Genomic DNA, 21,536 nt, shown 5'->3' on the forward strand with positions numbered 1-21,536 from the left:
AGCCTCTCGACGACGCCTCCGTAGGGTGCTCCCCGCGCACGCGGGGATGGTCCCGCTTCAGCGAGGGCAGCCAAAGGGGCACCCCCGTGCTCCCCGCGCACGCGGGGATGGTCCCTGGTCGCCGAGGAACAGGGGGGCGGCCGCGATGTGCTCCCCGCGCACGCGGGGATGGTCCCGACGACGAGTCCCCGAAGATCACTGACGCTGAGTGCTCCCCGCGCACGCGGGGATGGTCCCGACCATGGAGGTCAGCTTGACGATGCGCACCGGTGCTCCCCGCGCACGCGGGGATGGTCCCCCCCGGTCAAGGCCGACATGTTCCAGCCGGTCGTGCTCCCCGCGCACGCGGGGATGGTCCCCACGTCATCAAGATCGGTGTCGCCAGCCACACGTGCTCCCCGCGCACGCGGGGATGGTCCCCAGACCTGAGGGGGCGACATGGCCACGATCACGTGCTCCCCGCGCACGCGGGGATGGTCCCCCCACGTGGCTGGCCGACAAGGCCGTGATCAAGTGCTCCCCGCGCACGCGGGGATGGTCCCCGCCGATGCGGCCGCGAAGTCGCTCGGGTGGAGTGCTCCCCGCGCACGCGGGGATGGTCCCGGCGCAGCGAAGGTGATCACGGTGGTGTTCAGGTGCTCCCCGCGCACGCGGGGATGGTCCCCTGGTGCCGGGGATCGCGGCCGCTGCGGAGCGGTGCTCCCCGCGCACGCGGGGATGGTCCCGGCTCCAGATGCTCGCGCGCCGCGCGAGTGAAGTGCTCCCCGCGCACGCGGGGATGGTCCCAGGTCCTCCAGCACCCGGTCAACGGGGGTGCCGTGCTCCCCGCGCACGCGGGGATGGTCCCAACTCCGGAGACATCGCCCTCATTCAGACGTTGTGCTCCCCGCGCACGCGGGGATGGTCCCTCCAGAGCCTTTTCGAGGCGTTCGGACTTCTTGTGCTCCCCGCGCACGCGGGGATGGTCCCAAGGTGCCTTGTGGTCGCGCCTGACAGATCAGGTGCTCCCCGCGCACGCGGGGATGGTCCCCGCGTCATCAGCCCCATCGTGGCCGACGCCGTGTGCTCCCCGCGCACGCGGGGATGGTCCCCACCTCATCGGACCCGTCGAGGCCGGCGCCCAGTGCTCCCCGCGCACGCGGGGATGGTCCCGGGTGAAGCACCCGTAGAAAACAGCAGGGCCCGTGCTCCCCGCGCACGCGGGGATGGTCCCGGCGTGCCCTTGCGCTGCATCGCGACCAGGCGGTGCTCCCCGCGCACGCGGGGATGGTCCCGACGAAGAGGCGCCGAGGCTGGACGTTCTCATGTGCTCCCCGCGCACGCGGGGATGGTCCCCCGGCGGACACCGCACCCTCGCCGGACCCACCGTGCTCCCCGCGCACGCGGGGATGGTCCCGAGCTGTTCCAGCGACGTACGGGAGGCGTCCAGTGCTCCCCGCGCACGCGGGGATGGTCCCCCCGCGAGATCGACGAGCGCCTGGCCGAACTGTGCTCCCCGCGCACGCGGGGATGGTCCCCAGCTCGCCCTGTGGAAGGAGGACCCCACCGAGTGCTCCCCGCGCACGCGGGGATGGTCCCAAGGCCTGGTACGGCAGGCCCAAGTCACGACTGTGCTCCCCGCGCACGCGGGGATGGTCCCCATGTACGGCGTCACCGACGACCGCGAACGCGGTGCTCCCCGCGCACGCGGGGATGGTCCCGGCAACCGGCGCCAGCGGACAGAGGGCGCCCAGTGCTCCCCGCGCACGCGGGGATGGTCCCGTGGCGCGCATGCGCTGCTCGGTGCGGGTGCCGTGCTCCCCGCGCACGCGGGGATGGTCCCGAGGGCATGGGGCTGTTCAGCGGTACCGCGCTGTGCTCCCCGCGCACGCGGGGATGGTCCCGTTCCGAACGACCGCTTCCTCTTCGAACAAGAGTGCTCCCCGCGCACGCGGGGATGGTCCCGGAGTATCCCGTACCTTCGGTAAGAAAAAGAAGTGCTCCCCGCGCACGCGGGGATGGTCCCCAGAAGTACTGCTCGTCAGAGGCGTTGTGCATGTGCTCCCCGCGCACGCGGGGATGGTCCATGACGGCGGGGGCCGGGCCGGTTGTGCCAGGAGTGCTCCCCGCGCACGCGGGGATGGTCCCACGTTCACGTCGTTCTGGTCCGGCCAGGACGGGTGCTCCCCGCGCACGCGGGGATGGTCCCTTCTACGGCCCGGTCCGGATCACCGGCACGACGTGCTCCCCGCGCACGCGGGGATGGTCCTGACGCCCGGGGGGAACAGGGGTTCGCTGCCCCGTGCTCCCCGCGCACGCGGGGATGGTCCCCTGGACAGTCTCCCCAGGGTCACCTGGAAGCAGTGCTCCCCGCGCACGCGGGGATGGTCCCTGGAACGACATCCCCGAGCAGACCACCGACCAGTGCTCCCCGCGCACGCGGGGATGGTCCCCGTGGCGACAATTTCCTCGCCATGCTTATCCCGTGCTCCCCGCGCACGCGGGGATGGTCCCTCCGGTACGGCGAGGACGTGGACACGCCGGAAGTGCTCCCCGCGCACGCGGGGATGGTCCCCGGTCGTCCAGCCAGGCAATCGCCTCGGTGTAGTGCTCCCCGCGCACGCGGGGATGGTCCCTGGTCTGTGGTGGCCACAGGTCCCCCTCATGCCTGCTCCCCGCGCACGCGGGGATGGTCCCGCGGTCACGGTCAACAACTCCTCTTGCGTCTCGTGCTTCCCGCGCACGCGGGGATGGTCCCACGATGTTGGCGTTCTCCATCCCCGGGGCCTGGTGCTCCCCGCGCACGCGGGGATGGTCCCGGGCCCGGGTTGAACACCGGTCATTACGCGGTGTGCTCCCCGCGCACGCGGGGATGGTCCCGACTACAACGCGAAGACGACCTGGGACGAGATGTGCTCCCCGCGCACGCGGGGATGGTCCCTTGGGACGCTCAACAGGGCCGCCCGACCGCAAGTGCGGGGATGGTCCCATCGGCCACCGGATGACCGGCCGCGCCGAGGTGTGCTCCCCGCGCACGCGGGGATGGTCCCTTCTTCGGCCTGAAGGGGCGGTACCGTCGCCTCGCCTACCCAGACTTGTTCGTAGCTGGCCGGTAGGGTGGCCGGTGCGCCGCTGAGCTGAGGGCCGGGCACCTGCGTCTGCTCAGGGGGCCTGTGACGTGACCAGCTACCAGCCCGGCGGCCCAGCGTGAAGATGGCGCGGGAACTTGTCGCGGCCGCCCAGCGGTGGACGCAGCGCCGGTTCAGGGCCGCCCAGCCCGACCAGTCGTGGCAGCACCGGGCGTGGAGTTACTACGACACCACGCCCGAGGTGCGGTTCGCGTCGAAGTGGATTGGCAACGCCATGGGCAAAGGCCGCCTGTTCGCCGGTGTCCGCGACGACGACGGCACCGTCAAACCGCTGCCCGACAGCCACCGGGCGTCCGAGCTGGTCGCGTCCATCGCCGGCGGCCCGGCCGGGCAGTCGCAGCTGCTCGCCGCGTTCGGCCCGCACCTGGTGGTCGCCGGCGAAGGGTGGATCGTTATCCGCCCCACCGAGGACGCCCGCACCGGGCAGCGTGCGGGCGAGGACTGGCGGGCCCTGTCGGTGCTGGAGGTGACGTCGAAAGGCCAGGACCTGGAGGCGGAGATCGACGGCGAGCCGGTGCCGATTCCGCCGCACGACCCGTCTAAACCCGCTGACCCGCTGGCCCCGGCCGCGATCCGCGTGTGGGAGCCGCACCCGCGCCGGCACATCGAAGCGGACTCGCCGATCCGGTCGTCGCTGGGCCTGCTGGAAGAACTACGGCTGCTGAACGCGGCTGTCGCGTCGATCGCCCGTTCCCGGCTGACGGGGCGCGGCGTGCTGCTGGTGCCGCACGGCACCCGGTTCCCGTCCAAGCCGGGTGTGTTGGACGGCGAAGAAGACGACCTGATTGACGTGTTCATGCAGGTCGCTGAAACCGCGTACAAGGATCCCGAGAGTGCGGCGGCCGCGGTGCCGATCATTCTGGAGGTGCCGGCCGACGCGATCGGCAAGATCGAACGGGTGACGTTTGAGTCAGACTTCGACGACCTGGCGGCGAGGCTCCGCGAGGAAACCATCCGCCGGTTCGCCACAGGTTTGGATACTCCGGCGGAAATCCTGTTGGGCACAGGTGAGGTAAATCATTGGTGTACGGTGCGCCATGTGGAAATCATGACGCTGTCGGGTTGGAAAACCTACGACCAGCTCACGGTCGGCGAACCGGTTCTGACTCTCAACCACGAGACCGGCCTGTCGCAGTGGCAGCCCCTCGCAGCCGTCAACACCTGGGACGTCGTCGACGAACCCATGATCAAGATCAAGGGCAGGCGTCACACCTCGATCACGACGGCCAAGCACCGCTGGCCGCTCGTCACCGGACGCAACCGCGCCCGCACCTGGACGACCAGCGGCGAGCTCGCCGACGCCGCCCACCACGACGGCCCGGACACGCAACGCCAGGAGTACCTGGTGCTGGCCGCCCCGAACGCCGACCTGCCCACGGAGCCCAAGTACAGCGACGCCCTGGTGGAAGCGGTCGCCTGGTACTTCACCGAGGGAACCTCCGGTGTCCGGCAGGGCCGCAACACACCGAAGGTGTCCATCTACCAGTCGCACCACGTCAACCCCGGCAACTGCGACCGCATCATGCGCGCCCTGACGGCCCTGTTCGGCCCGGCGAGTGAAACCCTCGACAAGGGCGGCCGCTACGCCAGCCCCGAATCGGTCGCCCGCCGCGACGAAGCCAAGCGGCTGAAGGCCGAAAACCCGAAGATGACCAACGCCGACATCGGCCGCCGGCTCGGCGTCTCCAAGGTGATGGCCGGCAAGTACCTCGCCGGCGACAGCAAGACCCGCGACGCCATACCGCGCTGGCGGATGACCATCTCGGCGAATGGCCAGCTGACGGAATTCCGGCTGAACTCGGCCGCCGCCGAAGTGGTTGTCGAGCACGCCCCCGAGCGGATCGTCACGCTCGACTTCATCCGCTCCCTCACCGCCGCGCAGCTGGAGCTGTTCATCGACACCGCGATCCGCGCAGACGGCCACTACATGCAGGGCAAGACGCCAGTGTTCGGGCAGAAGGACCCGCGCATGTGCGACGCCTTTGAACTGGCTCTGATCCTGTCCGGACGCTCGTCGTACCGGACCGAGCACAACGGGTGGGGAACGTCCGCGTCAGGGCCGCGCAAGAAGACCCAGCACATGGTCATCGGCTCCGGCCGGGCGACGTTCGCGCCACGCGGCCGGAGCTTCACCGAGGAGCTGTACACCGGCACGATCTGGTGCCCGACCACGCCGAACGGCACGTGGCTGGCCCGCCACGAAGGGACGGTGTTCTTCACCGGTAACTCCGGCTGGCAGCTGAAAGAGGAAGCGATCACTTTGGCGGTGGAACCGCGCCTGGGCACCCTCGCCGACGCGCTGACCACGCAGTGGCTGCGCCCCACCCTGGAAGACGAGAACCACCCAGACGCTGAGCAGGCGCTGGTCTGGTACGAAACCAGTTTGCTGCGGATCCGCGCGAACCGGCCGCAGACCGCGCTGGAGGTGCACGACCGCGGGGTCATCTCTGATCAGGCGCTGCGCCGGGAGACAGGGTTCGACGACGACGACGCGCCCACCCTGGAGGAGAAGCAAGCCCGCGCCGCCCGCGACGCCCATGATGCCCGCGAGGAGCCGGTCGGGCGGGAGCCGGTGCTGCCGGTCGACGAGACCGAGAACATGCCGGACACACTGCCCGCTGCCGCAGCCGTGCACGACCAGGCGGGGACGCTCGCCCACATGGACCGGCGGGGACGCGACCTGGTCGAGCAGATGAAGCGTCGGCACGGCCTGAACGATGACGAGCTACGGGATGTGCTGTACGGCCTGGTGCTGCTGCACTCCAAGGAGACGTGATGGCCGGGCGTGATCCGCGGGCCGGGCAGCGTGATCAGGTGGCGCGCGCTCTGGCCGGGCTGGAACCCATGGTGGGGCGGACTGTGCGGGCAGCGTTGGACCGGGTCGCCGCCCAGTACGCGGCCTCCCTGCGAGCATCCACCCCCGTGGGGGGCTTGGTGGCTCAGGGGGAGCCGGTTGATGACGCTGACGCGCGCCGCGTCTCGGAGTTGTGGGCTGCGGCGCTCCTCGTGATCGTGCTGGCGTTGCTGACCGTGTTCGGCGCCGCCCTGGTGGCGGCGCGGCGGGCGCTCGGCGTCCCCGACCCGCAGCCCGACACCCCGCCTGATCCTTCGCCGGTGCCCGGGCCGGCGAAGGCTGGCGAACCGGACCGGCCCGCTGACATCCCAGACCTGGTCGACCTGTATGTGAACCGGCCGCTGGAGTTGCCCGACGTGGTCCGTGACTACCTGCTCGCCGCGGAGAACCGGCTGCGTGACGTCGGCGACAGCCTGTGGCGGGCCGCCCGGCAGTCCCTCGCGGACGGGGTCGCCGCCGGCGACACCATGGACGGGTTACGGGCTCGGCTGCAGGCCACGTTCCGGGAAGGCGGAGCCCAGCTGGGGGAGGCCCGCGCCGCCCGTATCGCCCGCACGGAAACGCTGGCCGCGTGGAACTGGGCGGCGTTGCATGTCGCCCGCTCCCAGCCGTCCGGGTCGCGGCCGCTGTTCAAAAGCTGGCTGGCGACGATGGACCTGCGCACCCGCGACGCGCATTTCCGCGCTGACGGGCAGGTGGTGCCGTTGGACGGGGTGTTCCGTGTGGGCGGAGAGTTCCTCGACTTCCCCGGCGACCCGATCGCTTCACCGGGCAACACGGTGAACTGCCGGTGTGCGATGACGTTCCATTCCGAGGAGTCGGCCGAGCCGCCGCCCGACACCGGCCGGCAGGGACTGTCCGACCAGGAAATCAACGATGTCGTCAACGCGTTCGAAAAGCGAGGGGTTGTGAGGGACATCAGTGCCGCTTCGGGCGGCCCGTACACCGGGGCGATGGTGGCGTTGGTGCCGTCGCAGGCCGACATCGACCGGCTGCTGGTCGACGACGGCGAACTCGCCGACGACCTGCACCTGACGCTGCTGTTCCTCGGCGACGGCGACGACATTGACGCCGAAACCCGGCAGGAGATCGTGGACCGGCTGCGGGGGTGTGTCGCGGAGCTGCGCGACGTCGACGGTGTGCCGCTGCCCTTGCAGGGCGACGGGTTCGCGCTCAGCGCGTTCAACCCCGGTAGCCCCGAGCCGGACACGGCGCTTGTGCTCGGCGTCGGCGGCGAACACCTCGCCCAGGTGAAAAACGCGGTGACGTACTGCGTCGGCGACGTGTACGCGTTCCCAGACCAGCACACCCCGTGGGTGGCGCACGTCACCCTCACCTACAGCGACGACCTGGCCCAGCTTGCCGGGCTGGTCGACCGGACCGGGCCGATCACGTTTGATCGGCTGCGCGTCGTGTTCAACGGCGACGTCACCGACATTCCACTCGACGCGGCTTCTGAAGGAGACGCCATGCCTGACCAGGACCTTTCCGCTGCCGCGCAGCCGCCCCGCCGCTGGTCCACGCCGGGCGAAACCGCGCTCGCGTTCGAAGACGAGGAGACGGGGGACGGCCGGATTTTCGCGCCGCGCGCCCTGTACTGGGACGGCGAGTCGTGGCCGCTGCAGTACGCCGACGAAATGCGCGGCGGCCACCAGGGCGCTGTCCTCGCCGGGGAGATTCAGCAGATCAACCGGGTGGGTGGCCGTATCACCGGCGGCGGCGTCCTGTACCCGGACCGGGAGGCGGGGCAGGCGGCGATCGACCTGCTGGAGCAGCAGGCGCCGCTGGGGGTGTCCGTCGACTTGGACGACGTCGACATGGAGTTCGTCGACCGGCGCCGCCGCGAAGAGCACCCGGCTGAGGACGAGGTGGTTTTGCTGGCGTCCCTGAAGAAGGCGTCGGTCACGCAGCTGCCGGGCGGCGCCTGGTCGGTGCGAGCCACCCAGGTGGTGGAGTGGACGACCGGCGAGCAGGGCGCGATGAGCGGCGACGGGTTGCGGGCGGCGCTCACCGCGGCGGGCATCGCCGCGGCTGCCGGCGACGGCGACGACAAGCCGGGCGAAGTGCTGTTCTCCGAGCAGGCCGGTGACTTCGTCATGCGCATCACGAAGGCGCGGGTGCGCGGCGCCACCCTGGTGGCCATGCCCGCGTTCGCGCAGGCGTGCATCACCCTCGACCCCGTCGCGCCTGGGCCGGGCCTGGCCGCCTCCGGCGACTGCGAAGAGTGCGGCAGCGGCGGCGAACTCGAGGTGATGGACCCGCTGACCGCGTCCGCCTGGCACGAGCTGCAAGCCCTGCCCGCTCTGCCCGCCGCGTGGTTCCACGAGCCGACGGTGAAGGAGTTGCCGTCGGACTCGGGCGGCGTCCACTACGCCGACGGCCGGATCTACGGGTGGGTGGCGCAGGCCGGTGTGCCGCACGAAGGGTTTCCCGGGCGCCGGTTGACGATTGAGAGCCTCGGCGACATCGACCTGACGGGTTTCCTGCGCGCCAGGATGAACCTGGACGATGGGACAACGGTGAAGGTCGGCGCGTTCACGATGAACGTCGGCCACCACCGGGACGGCGCCGAATGCGAGACCAGCAGCTGCCAGTTCGACGACACTCGCACCGTCGCCGGGGTGATCACGGTCGGGATGTCGGAGGGCGGCATGTGGTTCTCTGGGGCGGCCGCGCCGTGGCTGTCGGACTGGGACCGGATGGTGTTCGCCGCGTGCCAGCCGAGCTACCACATGCGGCAGGAGCCGTCGGGGCGGTGGGCGCTGCGCGCGGTGCTGTCGGTGCCGGTGCCCGGGCACCCATCGCGGTTGGCGGCCTCAGCGGTCATTGACCGGGCGAACCTGGCGTTGACGGCGTCCGCCGCCCCCGTCCACCTGGCCCCGCCGGTCGTCGACTACGGGGCTTTGGCTGTCGCGGTGGTCGACGAGATGGAGCGGCGGGTCGCGGCCCGCGCGGAGATCGAGGCGATGAGGGAGCGAGTCGCGCCGGTCCGCGCTGAGATCGCCCAGGCGTTGGCCACCGACGTCAAGGCGGCGTGATGGCATGTAGGCCGTGCTCGGCGCGTACCGCGAACCAGCCGCTCCTGCAGGTGAAAGACGCTACCGGCAGGGTCGTCTACGAGCACGTGTCGCTGTTGAAGGTTGAGGCGATGGTGCAGCGGTACCCGGGCGGGCAGATCGTGCCCGCCGCGGGGGATGATCAGCCGCCCGTGCCGTAGCCACTCCAAGAGCGGGCCACCAAGGCGTTGCGGTGGCCCGCTGTCACATGTGCAAGTGGTCGCCTGGCTGCGCCGCCGTGCGCAGTACGTCCAGTCGGCTGGTGTTCTTGGTGTGAAAGTCATCGTGGGCGGTCACCAGGTCGGTGCCGGCCAGGGCGGATTCCAAGAAGATCTCCACTTCCCACATGGCGAGATAGCTACTGAAGAGGTCGATGCTGTTCACGGCGTCTGTGGTTGCGGGGCCGCCGTGGGTAACCGCGTTACGGATCCGAAGGAGCCGGTCGAGCTGGTGCTCCCATTCGTTGCCGAGCTGGGTCAGCCAGGTGGCGAAGGAGGCGGAGTTGCTTAGTCGTTTGTCTAGAGTGCGCAGCCGCCGCCCCAACTGGTGATGACTCGGGTAGAGGTCTTTGAGATCATGGAGAGCCTGCTGTGTCGAATTCGGCAAGAGCTCCATGAGTCTCAGGTCGGTGAACTTCACCGTCCTATTCTGGATAGCCCGAAGTTCCTCCCACGCGGTGAGGGGGAGCTCTGAAAGATCGCCGCCAATAGCGTCGAAGATCGTGCCAGACAAGTGGGTGCGAGTCTGGTACTCCAGCCATGCCGTTTTCATGTACGCGCCGAGGTGCTGGTTCCACGGGGCCGTGCCGACACGGGACGCGGCGGTCTCGATCACCTGGACGTTCGCGGTCACCCGGCCGAGAGCCGACCCGGCTTGAGTGTCGCGCCACCGGCCCAGCAGCTCCACGGCTTCGGCCAGCCTGGGCTCGGTGATCCGAATCTTGCCGTGGGCCTGCGCCCAATCGGCCATCGCGACATAGACGCTGGCCTGCTGTTGGCGGTCGTTTCGTTGGCTGGCGGCGTCGGAACTGGGCGAGATGAGCTGCCAACGGACTTGCACGGGAGAGATGTGGCTGGCGCCGGGCAGGAGACGCCAGATGCGTTCGTCGTAGACGCCCGCTTTGAACTTCCCGAGCGTTACCAGCGCTTCCACCTGGTCGCGGGCCGCCTTGACGGGGTCGATGTAGGTGTCCGCGGGCAGAGAGACGCGGACCAGCACGACGCCCTTAGCGTGCGGCATCCTGGCCATGAGCTTGCCGTCTTTGTCGGTCCACCGCTCGCCGTGCATGCCGAACTTGGCGGTGACTTCGTCTGGTTCACGGGGCACGATCTCACTGTCGAAGAAGACCATGTTCCCGATCGTTTCGACGCCCCGGAGATAGAGAGCAGCCCGCTCGTACGCCAGCCAAACCACGTGCTGGGATGCGCTGGGAGGTAGGGCGAGGAACCGCCCAACCAGTTCGCATCGCTGTCCGGCGTTCAACTCAGCCAGTTCCCAGACCTGCGGGTCAGTACCGGAGGAGTCCGGTACTGAGATGTCACCAAGAGCGAGGCGCGCCCGGTACACAGTCGGAGCATCGTTGTCGAGTAGTCCGGCCAGGTCGCAAATGAGCTGTTCGATGTCGTGTTCGGCGAGGCGCGCGAGCGCGAGGAAAAGATCACGCCTGATCGCGATCGCTTCGGGTGGAGAATTGTCCCGCCCGCACTTCGACCACAGGTCGAGCCAGGCCGCTTGCAGCACGTCGGGGCTCTTGAGACGGTGAATGAGGGTGTTCAGCGCCGTCTCCACAGGCGTTCTGTTCTTGGATGGATCGTTCCGAAGAGGCGTGAGCGATGTCTCGAAGGCGGCGAGGTCGCCCTGCAGCGCGATCTTGATTTTTTCGCCGAACCCGGATTTCACCGAGCGGTCGTAGTCGCTGATCGCCGAAGCCAGCGCCGGCGGATGGTAGTTAGGGTCGAAGTTGCGGGCGTCTCCCAGCCACACCAGCAGCTCTGCGGCGGCCGCGGGAAAGCTCAGCAGTGAAGGGCTGGCCCATCCGCGTGTCGGCGCCTTCAAGGCGTGTCGCACCTCGTCCGCAGTGTCTGGCTCCCTGGGTTCAATGGAAGACGACTCGGCCACATATCCTCCCTAAGTAACAACAGCAGCACCTAGAGTGTCATAAATGGGCAGGAGGGTTGTATGGTGTGCGCGAGCTCTGTGCAGCGAGGGCAACCACGACGCCCCTCAGCGGAATCCGCAGCGAAGATACCTGGCCAAAACCTCAATTTGCTGGGTCTCTTGAGCTTGTGTTGGTCACGAACCAGAAGGTCAGGCAGCGGTTAAGCTGACTCGCTAGATAGCTGCTGGCCGCGGGCCGGGCTCTCCGACTGACTCAGGAGAGACCGTGGAGCGGTTCGAACTGCCCGACGACATCACCAGCTTGGACGACGGCGAACTTTCAGCGCTCCTTGAGGGTGCTGTCGCCGCGTTCGACCAGCTATCCACCAGTGACCGGGTTTCGCCGGCCGACATGACCGAGCTGCGGCGCCTGTCGCAGGGCGTGCAGAACATCCGCGGCGAGATGGCGGACCGTGCGGCTGCGGCCGAGGCCGCCGCCGCCGAGATCGACGCCCTCGCCGCCGAGGTGCGCGGCACTCCCGCCGAGGAGGCCGCCACCGAAACCAAGGAGGCAGCCGCCGAAGGCGAGGAGGCTGTCGGCCCGGAGCCGACCCCGCCCCCGGCTGAGCCGGTGGTCGCCTCTGCGCAGCTCCCGGCCCGCCGCCCGGCCCTGGACCTGTCCGGGGTGCGCCGCCGTCAGCCGCGTGTCCTGCCGCCCGCGCCGCCCGCCGGCCCGGAGATCACCGCCAGTGTGGACGTTCCCGGCTACCAGCCGGGTCAGCCGCTCGACATGGACGGCGTCACCGAGGGCATCATCCGCCGCGCGAACGCCCTCAAGACCGCCGGTGGTGGTGTCGGTCTGACGGCGTCGTACCGGCTGCCGTTCCAGAACGAGCTGATCATCAATGACTCGTCGAGTGGTACAGAGGGCACCCGCGCGGTGATCCTCGCCTCCGACCAGTCGCGTCTGCCCGGCACCGACCTGGTCGCCTCAGGCGGCTGGTGCGCGCCGTCGGAGACGGTGTACGACCTCACGAGCATCGCCTGCCCGGAAATGTTGTGGGACCTGCCGGAAATCCAGCTCGCCCGAGGCGGTCTGCGCTATTTCCCGATCCCATCGCTCGACGTTGCTAGTATGACGTTCGTTCACACCGAGGCTGACGACATCGCGGGCTCAACCAAGCCGTGCTTCAGGATTCCGTGCCCAGATCCGATCGAAGTCAGGTGTGACGCTATCGGCGTGTGCCTGGAGTCGGGCATCCTCACTCAAAGGCACTTCCCTGAGCTCGTCGCCTGGTACCAGCGGAACGTCATGGTCGCGCATGAGCTGCGCATCCGCCAGCACCTGTTTGAGCTGGCCTTGGCGCAGGCCACCTCGGTCACCATCGGCGTCAGCTTTGGTGCTCTCTCAGCGGTGTACGCGGCGATCGCCCTACAGGCCGCTGACATGGTCGAGCGGCACTCCTTGTGCGACAGCATCAACATTGAGGTGACGCTGCCCTGGTGGTCGCGCAGCCTCATGCTGGCCGACCTGGCGCGGCAGAACGGGCGAGCCCTATCAGAGGTGCGGGTGCAGGAACTCATCAACCTGTTCGCGACCCTGGGCGTGCGCATCCAGTGGGCGCGCGGTCTGGGTCCGACCGTGCCAGCCGACATCGGCGGCACTACCCCGGCCGTCACCTGGCCTGATCAGATCCAGTTCCTCATCTACGTGGCCGGGTCGCTACAGGCCGGACGAGGCGGCGAGATCAGTCTCGGTGTCGTCCATGATTCGACCAAGTTTTCGACAAACGATTATACGGCCCTGTTTTCAGAAGAGTGCGTGACCTTGATCAATAGAGGTCCCGACCTCAGGTTGATCACCATGCCAATCTGTCCGAATGGTGCGACCGCCGCGCAGATCGACGCGGCCTGCCCGATTGCGTAGAAGAACGGGCCGGTCAACCTCTGAAGGTGACCGGCCCTAAATGAACCTACGCGCCCAGAAGGGGTTTATCGGGAAGGGGATCGCCGTGCTTGAGCAAACGCTGATAGTGCCCAGTGCACAGGGTTTGAGCATGAATCCGCCTGCCGCAACCATCGATGGTGCAGTGCGTGGCTTGCGGTCGCTTACCCGGCTTCCTCGCAGTGAGAGGGTCACCAGTTCGATACCACCGTTTCCAGTGCATGTCGCACCATCCGCGCTTGACGGCGATCACTTCGCAGTCATCAACGGCGCACGTCATAGAGATCCGCTCGCCCAGGGGCCTGTTCGGGAAGGCGTCGCCATGCTCTCGAAGCCGCTGGTAGTGACCAGCGCAGAGATCCAACGCCACGTATGGCTTCTTACAACCATCAATCGAGCAGTAGTCGTCCAGCGGGCGGCTATTGCTCGACCGGTCACCGCTGACGTTGTCGGCGTGCGGGATCGCCTTCAGATGAGCTGGGTTGACGCATCTCCGATGCAGGCACGTCGGCCCACCAGCGCAGGAGGCGGGCACATGGCAGGCGTGGTCGACGACCAGACCGTGGGGGACGGAGCCATGCTCCAAGATGTAGGAGTAACGGTGGGCTGGGAACTTGTGCCACGTGCCATATCCGTGGACGCTGATCGTGCCCTGCCAGCGCCAGCACTCCTCCGGAGCATTGCGGTCGACCAGTCGCCAGAAGTCGGCGACAGCGTCATCGGTGTAGATAAACCGGCGGCGTCCTTTGACGAGCGGGTTCCCGTGCCGCTGGAACCGGGAGTAATGCTTACGGCACATCCCCTTGCTGACGGATCGCTCGCCGCAGGTTCGCCCGTCCTCGACAACAGCACAGAACGTGTATTGCCCTGCACGAGATCGATTACCAAGCGGGTCGCCGGTCCGTTGCCAGCGGACGTAGTGCTTGTTGCACCAACCGCGTGCGATGGCGGGGCGGGGGCATCGCGTTCCGCTTTCGAGCACGCTGCATGTAACGTCGGGCATGGTCGGGCTCCTTCTTACCAAGGACTCGATCAGGGTCGGCGGTGCTCGCTACACCGTCGACCCACCTGCGCTGTTGGACCTGGTCAGGCTATCGGGCCGGTCCGGCGGTTCAAGGAGGTTCGGTAGAGATGCCGCACCCCGGCATGAGGCGCCGTGTCCAGGCCATCCCGGGCACGCCGATGCCGAACGGACTGCTCGGCGGCTGCACGACCATCCTCGACGTTGAGGACCCGCACGAGCTGCTCGGCGTCGACTGGATCAGCCTGTCGTGCAAGGAAGCGCACCCGACCGACTGGTGCCCGACCGACGACGCCGGCAACCCGCTGCCGGCCCCCGGCCCGAAGACGTTCGAACGGCCCGACAGTGAAACCGCCGGCCCGGTCACCGTCTACGCCGGGGCGGTGTGCTCGGCGCCGGGATTTTCGTACGCGGAGGCGGAACAGCACGCCCGCGCCGGCCTGTCCCAGGGCGAGGGCCGCGCCCTGGAGGAGTGGTTTTGGCGCGACGTGCTCGCCTCAACGGCGGTGGACCGCACCCCGGCGGCCGGGCCCGTGTCGGTCACGCAGGGCATCGCCATCTTGGAGGGGTGGCTGGCCACCGACTACGGCGGCGTCGGCGTCATCCACGTCCCGGCCGGCGCGGCCGCGCTACTCGGCCGGTTCAACCAGCTGATGGTGCAAGGTTCCCGGCTGCGCACCTGGTTGGGCAATTGCGTGGTGCTCGGCGCCGGCTACGCCGTCAACACCGGCCCGGATGGGAGCCCCGCACCGGCGGGGCAGGCGTGGTTGTACGCGTCCGGCCCGGTGGTGGTGCGGCGCGGCCCCGTTGACGTCATCCCCGGCCGAGCGCCCGCCTCGGTGAACATCCGCAACAACGACCGGCTGGTGCTCGCGGAGAGGACGTTCGTCCCCTCGACGACGTGCGCTGTCGAAGCCGTGCTGGTCGACCTGTGTCTGTGCTGCCCTTGAGGGAGATCTCGTGATCAGAATCTGGCCCCGTCGAGACCTCCGTCAGGCTTTCGCGGCGTGGGCGGTGCAGCAGCGACCGAAGGTCCGCACCACCTCACCGGTCGAGTTCGCTGTCCCCGACGCTCTCATCCCAGCCATCCCTGAGCACCTTCTCGCCGGTGCCCGGCTGGATGGCCAGCTGTACGTGGCACCTGCCCCCGATGCGCGAGCTACGCGAGGGGACGCCGATCAGGGGCAGGTGCCGCTCCCGCCCGCCGCCCAGGACACCGGCGAGCAGGCAGAGCAGCCACTGCTGGCCGGCGGCGAGCCTGCCTCTCAGCCTGCGGCTGGGCAGGAAGACGATCCCGCCGGCTCGGCGTCGGTTTCGGCCAGGCGGCGAGGCCGCGGCAAGAGCGAGAAGGGGCGCTGACATGCCGGTCGAGCCGCAACCGTGCACGCCTGGGGGCGGTGACCCTGACGCGCCACCGCCGTGCTGTGCCCCGGTGATCGCCGCGCAGGCGCTGTGCCTGCCCGACGGCACACCCGTCCTGCTGGTCGTCCGCTCGGGCTGCGTCGAGTGCGGCACCACCCCCGCCGACCCGCAGGCCATCGGCTGGATCAACCCCCAAACGGGCGTTTTCACGCCGGGGGTTCCGCCGGCGGGGGCGGGGCCGTGCGACGGCGGGTGCGCGACCGTCACCACCGTCCAGCTGTGCGACCTGCTCCCCGACGGCGACTGCCAGATGTTCCTGCGGCACCTGGTCCGGGACTGCGACGGCGCGGTCACCAGCTCGGTGGACACCACCCTGGACGGGGTCACCCCGTACACGGTGACCGGCACGGCGGGGAGCTGCGCCGCGTGCTCGGCCGGATGCGTCGAAACGATCTGTGTGCAGCGGTGCGACGACACCGACGGCGACGGCCAGGCCGACGCCGCCTACAGCGAGCTGTGGTGCGTCCGCGCGGACGGCGGTGCCGAACTGGTGCTGACCTACCAGGCAGATCCGTCCACGCCGTACACCCCGATCGCGCCGGTGGAGTGCACCTACGGCTGCCCCGAGACCGAGACGGTGACCCTGTGCGACGCGTCCGGGCCGTTCCTGCGGCGCTACACCTTCCTCACCGGCCAAGCCTCCTACGAGGACGTCGAACTCGACGGGCAGACCCCGCACATTGTCACCGGCACCGTCGGCGTCTGCGCCTCCGATAGCGACTGTCTCGACACCGTATGCCGCACCCGCTGCGACGACACCGACGGCGATGGCCAGGCGGACGCCACCTACAGCGAGTTGTGGTGCGTCCACGCGGACGGCTCCGCCGACCTCGTCCTCACCTACCAGGACGACCCGTCCGTGGCGTACACCCCGGTCGCCCCCGTCGAGTGCGGGTACGGCGCCGTCGCCTCCGAGGCGCTGACCCTGTGTGACGACAGCGGGCCCTTCCTGCGCCGCTACACCTGGCTCAACGGCGCCGCCTCGTACGAGGACGTCGAGTTCGACGGGCAGACCCCGCACGTGGTCACCGGCACCGTGCGCACCTGCACGGCCGAGACGCCATGTGAGGCGCAGACCACCCCGGCCGCCACACTCGGCCTGTGCCTCGCCGACGGCACGCCGATCGCCGTCCTCGTCACCCGCGACTGCAACGGCACCATCACCCGGGACGGCTGGCTCAACCTCACCACCGGCACCTACAGCGCGGGCGAGCCGCCGGCCGGGACGATGGCATGCGGCAACCCCCGCTCCATCTCCACCACGGGCACGTTCTGCGACGTCGACCCGGCCAGCGGCGACGTCTACGGCCTGGTGCTGATCGAGTACACCTACGGCGCGGACGGCGCGGTCGCCGCGGTGCGCCTCGTCGACGCCACCACCGGGCAGACGTACGTGCCGCAGGGCGAGGTGACGACGTGCCCGGCCGGCGTCGCCCAGCCGGAGCGCGACCTGGTGCAGCTCTGCGACACCACCGCGGGCGGTGGCACGGTCACCCCGTTCGTGCGGGACTTCGCCCGCGACGAGAACGGCGCCATCACCGGCCACACGGACTACCTGCTCGATGGCAGCCCGTACACGCCGACCGGTACCGTCGGCCGGTGCGTCGACCAGTGCCGGGACTGCGAGACGGTCGTCCTGTGCGACACCATCGCCCTCCCGCCGACGACCATCGCCGGGACAGCCGCGGCGGGGACGCTGCCCAACGGCGTCACCTACTCGGTCACCGCCCCGTCAGCGTTCCCGCCGGGCAGGCAGAGCGACGGCGCGGCCTGGTGGGGCGTGGCGCTCTTCCCCAACCCGAACGTGCCCCTCACCCGGTGGACGTTCAACCAGCCCGTCACGGTCGACTTCAGCGTCGCCATGGTCTACTCGACCGGCACCGCGACCAGCGAGAACACGGTCCAGCTCCCGCCCGGAGCGGTCCCGCTCAGCCTGCCGTCCGGCTACACCTACAACCAGGTAACCCGCATCCTGCGCGCGGACGCCACCCTCACCGGCTGCACCCTCAACAGCCCTACCCGCGCGGCGTCCGCCCGGTTCCGCGTCACTGGGGTGTCCACGTTCACGCTCCAGTACCTGGGCGGCAGGACCCTCAGCACTGAGTGCCGCCGATTCGGTACCTGGGAGTTCGGCGCCCTCGACGTCTTCCTCGGCGGACAGTTCGCGCGCACGGTGTGCCGGGACTGCACCGGGGAGGTCGTCAGCAGCACCGACACCCTCCTCGACGGGACCACGCCGTACGCGCCGGTCGGGCTCGTCGGCGTCTGCCAGCCGGACGCGGAGGAGCCGGGGGAGCCCGTCGAGCCGGACACCGAGGTCGTCCAGCTCTGCGACACCGCCGCGGACGGCATCAGCACGGCCTTCCTCCGCGTGCTCACCTTCCCGGCCGGCGGCGGCACACCCACGGTGGCGGACACCGCCTTGGACGGCGTCACGCCGTACACGCCGGTCGGGACGGTCGGCGTGTGCCAGCCCTCGCCGGTCGAGGCGGAGCCGTGCCGGGACTCGTCCTCGACGCTGCTGTGTGACACCGTTGCGCAGGACGCCATCACGGTGTTCGACCCGGCCGCCCGGCCTGGCTCGGACGGCTGGCAGGTCGTGAGCTTCACCGGCGCCAACCCCGGTTATCCGCCAGAGGGGCCGTTGCTGTACGACGCCCCGCACCCGCCGGGCCCGTTCATGGGCGCCCGCAACGACCTGAGCGCGGGCCCTGGCCCGGCCTGGCCCGGCTATGACCTCGCCCCGCACCGGTGGGTGCTCCGCAGGACGTTCACGGCCCCGGAGGACGGCATCGCGTCCGTTTCCTCTGTCGGGTTCCGCGGCGACGGCGGGGCCCGGGTGCGGGTCAACGGCCAGGACGCCGGCATGTACGGGCAGTGGAACCAGCCCGCCACCTCGGGCACGGCGCAGATCCCCGTCACGGCCGGCCCCAACACGGTCGAGATCGAGGTCCGTGACGGCGGCGGCAACAACTGGGTACAGGGCCGCCTCGACATCGTCATGACCAGGACGCAGCAGTTCATGCGGCGCACGGTCGTGGACTGCGAGACCGGCGAAACCGTCTCCGTCGTGGACACCACCCTGGACGGCGAGCCGTACGAGGTCACCGGCGTGGTGGGCCAGTGTGAGCCGGTCGCGGAGTGCTGCGAGCAACCGCCCCCCGAGACCCGCCTCGACGTCGAGACCGCCCTCATGTGCGCGGTGGACCAGGCCACCGGCACCACGCTCGGTCAAGTCCTTGTGGAACGCCTCTACGACGACCAGACCGGGGAGCGCACGGAGCAGCGGCTCACCGACCCGACCACCGGAGACCCGCTGACGCTCCCGGCCGGCGCCGTCCTGGCCGCATGCCCGGCCGAGAACACGGTATGCCGGAACGCCTCCACGCTCCTGCTGTGCGACCTGCCGACAGACGGGACGCCCACCCCGACCGTCACGGACACGAGCGGAACGCCGTACTACCCGTACACCACGGGCGTACCCACGGCCGGAGCCCAAACGCTCTGGGACGGCGGCACGCTGACCCTCCCGGACGCTGCGGGCCCACAACCGGGCACGACAGGCACCGTACGCACCGCTGCGGCGACCATCCAGGCGCCACGGCCGGTCTGCGACGCCGGCACCGCGCACGTAACAGTCCAGGTCGACGTCACCCAGCTCGGCCCTGACACTGGCTGCGCCGCCACCGGGTTCCTCGGCCTCTACAACGGCACCGGCGAAGCGAACCGGGTAGCCCTGGCACTCGCCCCGCCCAACACCCCCGCAGGGTGGACGGGCACGCTCACCGCCGAGGCAGACGTTCCGGCCGCCGATCTTGCAGCCGGGAACGTCGCCGTCCTGGTCGCGTTCGACGCCTACGATGACAGCGGCGCCATCTGCCCGCCGCCGCGCCGCACCGGGTGGCAGCTCGCCGAGTTCGACGCCACCGTGGTCTACGACCAGGCCGGATGCCCCGCCCAGTTCCTCCGCACCGTCACCACCGACTGTGAGACCGGCGCCGTCGTCTCCGTCACGGACACCACCCTCGACGGTGCCTCGTACACCGTCACCGGGGAGGCCGGGCAGTGCACCCCGACCAGCAGCGGCAGCACGGTCGTAGAGCCGTGCGGGGACACCGAGCTCGCGCTGCTTTGTGACCTGACCTACGACCCGCAGGCCCCAATTCCGACTCCGGCGGGCGACTTCACGCTGACCGGGAACGTGGTGGCCGGCAATGAAGGCACGACTCTGTGGTTCGCCCAGGCCAACCAGCCCGCTAACGGCGTAGCTGAGCTGACCGTGAGCGGGCTGCTCCCGGCCGTGCTGTATGAGTTTCGGTTCGCGTCCGCGTGGATCGGTGCGGGAGCCCCCGACCCGGCTAACAACAACGCCATCTATCTGCTGGAAGTCCTTGACGGCGCCACGGTGCTCGCCACGAGGACTCGGAACACTTCCAACGGGTCGAACGTGTTCCCGGGCGGTGTGCTGTCCGAGGACTTGCCGCCGCTGGCGTTCATCGCCCCCGCTACTGGCGCGGTCACGATCCGGTTCATTGACCAGACGACCGGCGGTGCGATCAACGACCGTGACCTGTTCCTGATGCCGTTCGAGGTGCGGACGGCGGCGCTGACCCTCAAACGCACACCGTTCCTACGGCGTTTCACTTTCGACTGCGACGGCGGCCTCACTTCGACCCAGGATCTCGGCCTGGACGGCGTCACGCCGTACACGCTGCAAGGCGTAGAAGGCACCTGCGGCGGGGACAGCAGCGGAGGCGCCGCGCCCGGCCCGGACACGGAAGTCATCCAACTCTGCGACGTCGCTTCGGACGGCTCGTCCACGCCGTTCTTGCGGCAGCTCACCTATGAGCCAGGCGCGGATACCCCGACCGTCGTGGACATCGCCCTGGACGGCGTCACCTCGTATACGCCGGCTGGGACGGTCGACATCTGCCAGGGCGCGGCCGAGGGCCGGGACGTCGAACTCACGCCCATGTGCGTAGTCGACAACAACAGCGGCGGCGTGATTCAACGGATCCTCGCCGAGGTCACCTACGACACCGCCACCGGCGACCGGCTCGGAGTCAACTACGTCGACCCGATCACGTGGGGGCCGGTGGCGCTGCCCGGCGGCACGCACCTGGACGTGTGCCCCGAGGAGCAGCCCGACCCGACACCGGACATCGAGGTCATCCAGCTGTGCGACCTCGTCGACGGCCAGGACCCGGTGCCGTTCCTGCGGCACCTCGCCTACCTGCCTGGGGCGACCGCGCCGGTCGTCACGGACACGGAGCTCGACGTCGTCACTCCGTACGCCCCGGTCGGGGAAGTCGGCGTGTGCCCGCCTCCCTCGCAGGAGTGCCAGACCGTCTCAACGGTCGAGCTGTGCGACGTCCTCCCCGACGGCACGAGGACGCGGTTCCTGCGGCACATCACGCGGGACTGCCAAGGCGAGGTCACCGGCACCGCTGACACCCTGTTGGATGCGGTGACGCCGTACACGGTCACGGGGGAGAGCGGCGACTGCGCATGCCCGTCGCACCTGCTGACGGAGTGCCGCTGGGACGCGACGACAGGCGGGGTGGCGGATACTCCGTACCTGGAGCTCATCGCCGTTGACGGGTGCACGGGCGAACTCACCACTCTGGGCACCTACTTGCCGGACCTCAGCGCTCCATACGAGCCCGTGTCGCCCACAGAGTGCCCGGTCGAGGGGGCACCACCGGCCTACGGGGTGCAGGCCCGCCGTGTCGTGCTCAGCCCTGGTGGGTCGTGGGACGCGGCCGGAATCTCCCGCCTGCAGTCGGTGACCGTGACTGTCAGCGGTGGCGGGTCGGGGAGTGTCACCACGGCGGACGGAACGTCGCCTCTGCTGCCTGGGGAGTCGGTCACTTGGTCGGTGCAGCGTGATCAGGAAAGCGCGCTGGTCGGCCCTCTCAGTGTTGCCGTAACAACCGGGAATGTCGGCGTGACCTGGACAATCGGAGTGATCTTGTAATGAGTGGTTGCTGCGGGCCTGGCCCGGTCATCGTCA

Annotated in this window: 9 protein-coding genes and 1 CRISPR repeat array (1 of these 10 cut by a window edge); of the genes, 6 read left to right on the plus strand and 3 right to left on the minus strand. The window is 69.5% G+C overall.

Going from position 1 to position 21,536, the window contains the following annotated elements:
* A CRISPR array of direct repeats spans positions 1 to 2,920; the repeat unit is 29 nt; unit sequence GTGCTCCCCGCGCACGCGGGGATGGTCCC; it begins 1,501 nt to the left of the window's first position.
* Between the two features lie 272 nt (positions 2,921 to 3,192).
* The 3 genes from ACQP0P_RS20710 to ACQP0P_RS20720 are packed head-to-tail and all read left to right on the plus strand — an operon-like array spanning position 3,193 to position 9,199.
* Positions 3,193 to 5,904: a hypothetical protein gene (locus tag ACQP0P_RS20710; RefSeq protein WP_433379390.1), complete on the plus strand. Its 2,712-nt coding sequence runs from the start codon at positions 3,193 to 3,195 to the stop codon at positions 5,902 to 5,904.
* Positions 5,904 to 9,020 carry a phage minor head protein gene (locus tag ACQP0P_RS20715; protein ID WP_433379392.1) on the plus strand — a complete coding sequence of 1,039 codons (3,117 nt, stop codon included), beginning with the start codon at positions 5,904 to 5,906 and terminating at the stop codon, positions 9,018 to 9,020. The genes ACQP0P_RS20710 and ACQP0P_RS20715 overlap by 1 nt, the downstream gene beginning before the upstream one ends.
* A gap of 50 nt (positions 9,021 to 9,070) precedes the next feature.
* Positions 9,071 to 9,199, plus strand: a complete 129-nt coding sequence (locus ACQP0P_RS20720) for a hypothetical protein (RefSeq protein WP_433379395.1) — start codon at positions 9,071 to 9,073, stop codon at positions 9,197 to 9,199.
* A 43-nt stretch (positions 9,200 to 9,242) separates the two neighbouring features.
* Here the strand turns inward: ACQP0P_RS20720 and ACQP0P_RS20725 are convergent, their stop codons facing one another.
* Entirely contained in the window at positions 9,243 to 11,156 is a 1,914-nt protein-coding gene (locus tag ACQP0P_RS20725; RefSeq protein WP_433379398.1) for a hypothetical protein, read from the minus strand.
* A gap of 265 nt (positions 11,157 to 11,421) precedes the next feature.
* Here ACQP0P_RS20725 and ACQP0P_RS20730 point away from each other — a divergent pair, with 265 nt between their 5' ends.
* A complete protein-coding gene (locus ACQP0P_RS20730) occupies positions 11,422 to 13,062 on the plus strand; it encodes a major capsid protein (RefSeq protein ID WP_433379401.1) in 1,641 nt (546 codons plus the stop codon).
* Between the two features lie 46 nt (positions 13,063 to 13,108).
* Here ACQP0P_RS20730 and ACQP0P_RS20735 read toward each other — a convergent pair whose 3' ends face one another.
* Positions 13,109 to 14,083 carry a hypothetical protein gene (locus tag ACQP0P_RS20735; protein WP_433379404.1) on the minus strand — a complete coding sequence of 325 codons (975 nt, stop codon included), beginning with the start codon at positions 14,081 to 14,083 and terminating at the stop codon, positions 13,109 to 13,111.
* Between the two features lie 128 nt (positions 14,084 to 14,211).
* On the opposite strand from ACQP0P_RS20735, the gene ACQP0P_RS20740 reads away from it, so the two are divergent.
* On the plus strand, positions 14,212 to 15,051 hold the full coding sequence (locus ACQP0P_RS20740; RefSeq protein ID WP_433379407.1) for a hypothetical protein: 840 nt from the start codon (positions 14,212 to 14,214) through the stop codon (positions 15,049 to 15,051).
* A gap of 94 nt (positions 15,052 to 15,145) precedes the next feature.
* Here the strand turns inward: ACQP0P_RS20740 and ACQP0P_RS20745 are convergent, their stop codons facing one another.
* Entirely contained in the window at positions 15,146 to 15,463 is a 318-nt protein-coding gene (locus ACQP0P_RS20745; RefSeq protein WP_433379410.1) for a hypothetical protein, read from the minus strand.
* A gap of 70 nt (positions 15,464 to 15,533) precedes the next feature.
* On the opposite strand from ACQP0P_RS20745, the gene ACQP0P_RS20750 reads away from it, so the two are divergent.
* Positions 15,534 to 21,500, plus strand: coding sequence for a hypothetical protein (locus tag ACQP0P_RS20750; RefSeq protein ID WP_433379413.1), 5,967 nt, complete (start codon positions 15,534 to 15,536; stop codon positions 21,498 to 21,500).
* Positions 21,501 to 21,536: the final 36 nt, after the last annotated feature.

Source organism: Streptosporangium sp. CA-115845 (genome assembly GCF_050943795.1).
Taxonomy (GTDB): domain Bacteria; phylum Actinomycetota; class Actinomycetes; order Streptosporangiales; family Streptosporangiaceae; genus Streptosporangium.

Coding starts and splice junctions, on each gene's coding strand:
- ACQP0P_RS20710 (WP_433379390.1), top strand. CDS start 3,193: ATGGCGCGGGAACTTGTCGCGGCCGCCCAGCGGTGGACGCAGCGCCGG.
- ACQP0P_RS20715 (WP_433379392.1), top strand. CDS start 5,904: ATGGCCGGGCGTGATCCGCGGGCCGGGCAGCGTGATCAGGTGGCGCGC.
- ACQP0P_RS20735 (WP_433379404.1), bottom strand. CDS start 14,083: ATGCCCGACGTTACATGCAGCGTGCTCGAAAGCGGAACGCGATGCCCC.
- ACQP0P_RS20740 (WP_433379407.1), top strand. CDS start 14,212: ATGCCGCACCCCGGCATGAGGCGCCGTGTCCAGGCCATCCCGGGCACG.
- ACQP0P_RS20745 (WP_433379410.1), bottom strand. CDS start 15,463: ATGTCAGCGCCCCTTCTCGCTCTTGCCGCGGCCTCGCCGCCTGGCCGA.